The organism is Brachybacterium alimentarium, from assembly GCF_002332425.1.
Taxonomy (GTDB): Bacteria; Actinomycetota; Actinomycetes; order Actinomycetales; family Dermabacteraceae; genus Brachybacterium; species Brachybacterium alimentarium.
In genome coordinates, this window is the sequence record NZ_NRGS01000004.1 from 260,651 (window position 1) to 266,650 (window position 6,000).

Sequence of the window (6,000 nt, forward strand, 5' to 3'; positions counted from 1 at the left end):
GCTCATCCGCCGGGCTCACCAGCCGGCGGGCGGCCACGTCTCCCCCGCGGCGAGGGCGTTGAGCTCGTAGGCCCCCTTGCCGTCGATGCTCTCGCGGAGGATGTCCGCATGGCCGGCGTGGCGAGCCTGCTCCTCGATCTGGTGCAGCGCGTACCAGCGCATGCTCCAGGTCTCCCGCCCTTCGAACCAGGGCTGCCCGGGCACCGGGCCGCGGGTCTCGGGGTCGACGCCGCGGATGGCTGCGGCGAGCTCCTCGGCGACCCGATGCAGCTGCTCCGCGAGCGATTCCGCGGTGTCGTCCTCGCGCAGCGCGTCCGGAGCGATCGTCCCCCCGGACTGGTACTGCTCGGCGGTCCGCTCGGGGACGGGGGCGGCCTCCGGGGCCGCCGCGAACTCCTGTGCGGCCCGTTCGGCCACGAAGAGGCTGTGCCGGGCAAGGGCGCCGAGGCTCATCCCCGACGCGCTCGGCTGCGACGCGAGCTGCCCGCGGTCGAGCCCGACGAGGGTGGTGGCGATCTGGTCGAGCTGCTGCTGCGCGAACGTCGCGAGGCTGTCGCGCTCGTCGGTGGTCTCTGCGGTGAGGAACGGCATGGGGTCTCTCTTTCGTCGATGCGGAGGTCCGCACGTCCGGGCTGTCCGGTCGAGAACTACTGTCGACCCCTGAGAGGACAGCTTCTGTCCGCGAAGAGAGGCAGACTCCTCTCATGAGCGACGTGACGAAGAGGGCCCTGCGACTCCTGGCGCTGCTGCAGTCGCGCACGGTCTGGAGCGGGCCGGAGCTCGCCGCGGAGATGGCGGTGACCACCCGGACGGTGCGCCGCGACGTGGACCGGCTGCGCGAGATGGGCTATCCGGTGCTGACCTCAGCCGGACACGGCGGCGGGTACCAGCTCGGTGCGGGCAGGGAGCTGCCGCCGCTGCTGCTGTCCGCGCAGGAGGCGGTCGCCGTGGCCGTGGGCCTGCGGCTCACCGCCGCGTCGGGCCTGGAAGGGCTCGACGCCGAAGCGCTGCGTGCCCTCGCGGCACTGGATCGCCTGCTCCCGCCGACGGTCCGCTCGGAGGTCTCGGCCGTCACCGATGCGCTGGGCGTGGTGGCGCGGCCCGTCCCCGCCGCTCGCGCCGAGGTGCTGATCGCCCTGGCCACAGCGGTGCGGGATGGTCTGCGCGTGCGCATCGACTACGAGAAGGGGGACGGAGAGCGCGGGGAGCGCCGGCTCGAGCCCCGCCGCGTGCTCGCGGTCGACGGACGCTGGTACCTCTTCGCCTGGGACCTCGGCCGCGAGGACTGGCGCACCTTCCGCCTGGACCGTATGCAGGCGGTGCATCCGAGCACGTTCGCGATCACGCCGCGCGCCACCCCCGACATCGAGCGCACGGTGCGCGAGTCGATCACCGTCGGCGCCTATACGCGGGCGGTCACCGTGAGGATCCGCCGCCCGCTGCACGAGGTCGAGAAGCTGGTGCCGGTGCGCGCTGCCACCGTCACGGCCGACGGGGCCGACGACGACGCCTGCATCGTGCGCGCCGGATCCGGCAACGGGGATCTGCGCTGGGTGGCCATGCACCTGATCGGTCTGGGCGCGCCGATCGAGGTGATCGAGCCGCCCGAGCTGCTCACCGTGCTCCAGGACCTCAGCACGTGGGCGGGCCGCGCCACGCTCGCCCCCGATGCAGCAGGCAAGTCTCCAGCACCCGGCGCGACCGCGTCCGCCACCGCCGAGCCGCCCGGCGCACCCGGTGCACCCGAGGCACCCGAGGCACCCGAGGCACCCGAGGCACCCGAGGCACCCGAGGCACCCGAGGCACGGTGAGTCGCGGCATGCCGCCCGAGAGATGTCGCGTCCGCCGCTCGGATCGGGATCCCGTTCTCCGCTCGGCTCAGAGCCCCGTTCTCCGCTCTCCTCGGCTCGCCTCGACTCGGCTCAGAGGACGAGCAGGGCCAGCGCCGAGACGACGGTGAGCACCAGGATCAGCTTCTCGAAAACGCCTTGCGGGATGCGCCGGGCGATCTTCGCCCCGCAGTACGCGCCGATCAGCACGAGCGGCACCAGCATCAGGTCCATCACGAGGGTGTCGCGGGTGATGAGACCGAGGCCAGCGGAGAACGGCAGCTTGATGACGTTGACGATGGCGAAGAACCAGGCGGAGGTGCCGAGGAAGGTCAGCACCGGCATCCGCATCGCGTAGAAATACATCGACATCACGGGTCCGCCGGCGTTGGCGACCATGGTGGTGAAGCCGCCCAGCACCCCGTACCCGGCGCGGCTGATCGCCACGCCGGGGCCCGACGGCGCGGGAGCGGGGGCGGGGGTCGCCGTGGCGGGCGAAGGGGCCGACAGGTCAGGCGAGGGGCCCGACGGGTCACCGGCCGGAGTCGCCGAAGGCACCGGTCCCGCCTTCGTCACGCGGGCCGCGCGCCGTCGCCACACGGTCACGGCGATCAGGACCAGCAGGATCACGCCGATGGTGGTGCGCACGGTGTCCCCGCCCACGGTCGCGAAGAAGACCGTGCCGAGCACGATGCCGAGGAGCACGCTGGGGATGAGCCGCACCAGCGTGCGGACGTCCGGCTCGCGCCGGTAGACCCACAGCGCGGTCGCGTCGCCGACCATGAGCAGGAGGAGCAGTGCGGCGGTGGATTCCTTCGCGGGCAGGGCGAGCGCGAAGACGCCCACGGCGATGGTGCCGCCGCCGGGCATGGCGGTCTTGGACAGGCCGACGACGAGGGCGCCGATCATCACGAGCACCCAGGTGGCTGTGCCGAGGGTGGGGATCAAGGCGGCGAGGTCGGACACGAGAATCGAAACTACCAGCGCTGCTCACGACGGATCGTCCCGGTCCAGCAGCGCGCTGTTCGGCCCGTCCGTCCACCGCCTGCGGCCGAGGCGTCGGATACGAGCCGCGACGTGCACGCCATGGTCGCGCTCGATCGACGCAGCGGCACGGGCACATCACGAGGGCTGGGAGCAGTGACGGGGTGGGCGGACGTGCGGGTCGGTCAGGCGATCCAGCCGAAGTGGGCGACGCCGGATCCGTCGGCGCCGGCCCGGGCGGAGCTGATCACGAGGGCCATGGCGACGGCGCCGGGGTCGATGACGCCCTGGGAGGCGTCGCCGACGTAGCTCGCGCGGCCGCGGCGCGCGGTGGTCTGCGCCGTCGCAGTGGCCGCCTGGACCGCAGCATCCTCCGCCGCGAACAGGGCCTCGACGGAGGTGGTCTCCGCATCAGCCTCGAGGGCCGCGCGCAGGGCGGCGACGGCCGGGTCGAGGGAGTCGATCATCGTCTTGTCGCCCACCTCCGCCTCGCCGTACTTCTGGATGGTGGCCTGGCCGGCGGCGAGCGCGTCCGCGAACTGGGCGATGGTGGGGACGTCGGCGCCCGCCTCCGACCCGGGCTCCTCCCCCGGCCCGGCGCCGCGCGCTTCTCCCGCCTTCGCCAGGTCGCGGAAGAACATGCCGAACAGCGGTCCGCTGGTGCCGCCCACGCCGAGCCACGCCATGTACAGCGCGGTCAGATACTCGCGGTAGCTGCTGGGCAGATCGGTCTCGAGGGTCGCGTCGAGGTGCTTCATCGCGGTGCGCACGTTGGTGCCGAAGTCGCCGTCGCCGGCGCGACGATCGAGGTCGCCGAGGTCGTCCGCCGCACCCTCGAAGGCTTCGCGCAAGGTGAGCACGAAGGCGCGGCCGAAGCCGGCGGGGAGGGTCCTGCTGGGGGTCTGATCGTTCATGGCGTGTTCCTTACCAGGTCAGGGCCGGGGTGCGGACGGGCGCGTCCCACAGTCGGCGCATCTCGTCGTCCAGCGGCATCAGGGTGATCGAGACGCCGTGCATGTCCAGGCTGGTCACGTAGGGGCCGACGAGCGAGCGGCTGATCTCGATGCCCGCCTCGCCGAGCCGGTGGTGCAGGGCGCGGGCGACGACGTTGAGCTCGAGCGGGTAGGTGGAGCCCAGGCCGTTGACGATCGCGAGCACCATGTCGCCGTGGCCCAGCTCGAGCTCGGCGAGCAGGGGGTCCAGCAGCAGGTCGGTGAGGCCGTCGGCGTCGGTGAAGGGGACGCGCTGCGCGGCCCGCTCGCCGTGGATGCCCACACCGAGCTCCACCTCGTCGTCTCCGAGGGTGAACTGCGGTTCCTCGTCGCCGGGATGGGTGCCGGCGGAGAGCGCGAGGCTCATGGTGCGGGCCGACGCCGCCGCGCGGCGCCCGATCTCCGCGACTTCGGCGAGGGTCGCGCCCTCCTCAGCAGCGGCCCCGCACACCTTCTCGACGATCACGGTGGCGGCGGTGCCGCGCCGACCGGGGCCGCCGCCGTCCTCGGTCTCGGTGGCGAGGTCGTCGTCGACCAGCACGATCTCGGTCTCGATCGCGTCGTCGCCGCTGATCTCGCCGGCGATGCGGAAGTTCAGCACATCGCCGGTGTAGTTCTTGACGATCTGGACCACGCCGCGGCCGGAATCGGCGGCCCTGGTCGCTTCGAGGACCTGTAAGGCGGTGGGGCTCGCGAACACCGCGCCCGCCACGGCGACGTCGAGCATCCCGGTGCCGACGAAGCCGGCGTGCAGGGGCTCATGACCGGAGCCTCCCCCGCTGACCAGGCCCACCTTGTTGCGGGCAGGCTCCTTGCGGGTGAGGAAGCAGTGCTCGGCATGCAGCTCGAGCAGGGTGGGATGGCTGAGCGCGAGTCCTTCAAGGGCCTGCGGGATCAGCTCGTCGGGGTCATTGATGATGCTGCGACGCATGGGCGCTCCTCGGGTGGGCACGTGGTCCTGACCAGGCTACGCCGGGAGGCCGCACGAACCCATTCCCCGCCCTGCTCCGGCCCACCCTCTGTTCTCGCGCGCGCCCGACGCGCGCTGCCCGCGACCGGAGCCCGGTCCCGTCGGGCGGGGACGCGGCCACCGGCCTCCCGGGCCGTCGGCGCCCCCAGGTCCCGGTCCGTCGGCGCCCCCAGGTCGCGGACGTCCTCGATGCCGTCGGTCTCGGCCCTGCGTCCCACCATGGCCTCACGTTCGTGGCCTAAGGTCCGGCCTATGCGTCTTCTCCTGATCCGCCATGGCCAGACCCCGAACAACGTCCTCGGCGCCCTCGACACCGCCGTCCCCGGTGCCGGGCTCACCGACCTCGGGCGCGAGCAAGCGCGCGCCCTGCCCGACGCGATCGCGCACGAGACGATCGAGGGCCTGTACGTCTCGAAGCTCGTGCGCACCCAGGAGACGGCCGCGCCGCTGGCGACTGCCCTGGGCTTGGACGCGCAGGTCACCGAGGGTCTCGAGGAGATCGTCGCGGGTGACGTCGAGATGCACCGGGACGCGGAATCCGTCGAGGCCTATCAGCAGACCCAAGCGATCTGGGGCAGTCACGACTTCGACCACGCCCTGCCCGGCGGCGAGGACGGCCACACCTTCTGGGAGCGCTACACCGGTGCCCTGCGCCGCATCGCCGCCCACCACGCCGAGGATGCGACGGTCGCGGTGGTCAGCCACGGCGCGGCGATCCGCGTGTTCGCGACCATCGTCGGCGGGCTCGCACCGTCCACGCGCGAGGGCAGCCCGCTGTTCAACACCGGCATGGTCACGCTGGTCGGGCACCCCGACCAGGGCTGGACTCTCGAGGAGTGGATCGGTGATCCGCTCGGCGGCCGCCACCTGCTGGGAGACACCCGGCACGACGTCACGGCCGACGAGAGCGCCGACGCCGCCGTCTGACCCCGCCCTCCGGCACGCACCCGCGCAGTGCCCGCGCCGGGCGCCTCGGCCGCGCCGGTCGCCGGTCGCCCCGTGCCCGCGCCGGCCACCCAGGTCGGTCCGGTCGCCCCGGGCCACCGGGCCGGCCCGGTCACGCGGGTCAAGCCAGCCGGCCCAGTCGCGCCGGTCGCGCCGTGCCCGCGCGGAGCACACCTCCAGTTTTGCGCGCCAGGGACCGATGCTGTGCCGTGTGATGTCTCAGGACTTCGGTAACAGTTCTGTATCAGGACATCGGTGACAGTTGATGTCTCAGGACATC

Annotated in this window: 6 protein-coding genes; 2 read left to right on the top strand and 4 right to left on the bottom strand. The window is 72.8% G+C overall.

Going from position 1 to position 6,000, the window contains the following annotated elements; genetic code table 11:
* Positions 1-15: 15 nt before the first annotated feature.
* Complete coding sequence (locus CIK71_RS03250; protein ID WP_096163726.1) at positions 16-591, bottom strand: mycothiol transferase; 576 nt, start codon at positions 589-591, stop codon at positions 16-18.
* Between the two features lie 113 nt (positions 592-704).
* Between CIK71_RS03250 and CIK71_RS03255 the strand changes: the two genes are divergently transcribed.
* The gene (locus CIK71_RS03255) at positions 705-1,811 is read left to right on the top strand and encodes a helix-turn-helix transcriptional regulator (protein WP_096163727.1); all 1,107 of its coding nucleotides are present in this window, start codon (positions 705-707) and stop codon (positions 1,809-1,811) included.
* A 111-nt stretch (positions 1,812-1,922) separates the two neighbouring features.
* On the opposite strand, the gene CIK71_RS03260 is transcribed toward CIK71_RS03255, so the two are convergent.
* From CIK71_RS03260 to CIK71_RS03270, 3 genes are all read right to left on the bottom strand, one after another.
* Complete coding sequence (locus CIK71_RS03260; RefSeq protein ID WP_096163728.1) at positions 1,923-2,795, bottom strand: sulfite exporter TauE/SafE family protein; 873 nt, start codon at positions 2,793-2,795, stop codon at positions 1,923-1,925.
* A gap of 203 nt (positions 2,796-2,998) precedes the next feature.
* Positions 2,999-3,727 carry a DAK2 domain-containing protein gene (locus tag CIK71_RS03265; RefSeq protein WP_096163729.1) on the bottom strand — a complete coding sequence of 243 codons (729 nt, stop codon included), beginning with the start codon at positions 3,725-3,727 and terminating at the stop codon, positions 2,999-3,001.
* A 10-nt stretch (positions 3,728-3,737) separates the two neighbouring features.
* Positions 3,738-4,736, bottom strand: coding sequence for a dihydroxyacetone kinase subunit DhaK (locus tag CIK71_RS03270; protein WP_096163730.1), 999 nt, complete (start codon positions 4,734-4,736; stop codon positions 3,738-3,740).
* A 291-nt stretch (positions 4,737-5,027) separates the two neighbouring features.
* Between CIK71_RS03270 and CIK71_RS03280 the strand changes: the two genes are divergently transcribed.
* A complete protein-coding gene (locus tag CIK71_RS03280; protein ID WP_096163731.1) occupies positions 5,028-5,702 on the top strand; it encodes a histidine phosphatase family protein in 675 nt (224 codons plus the stop codon).
* Positions 5,703-6,000: the final 298 nt, after the last annotated feature.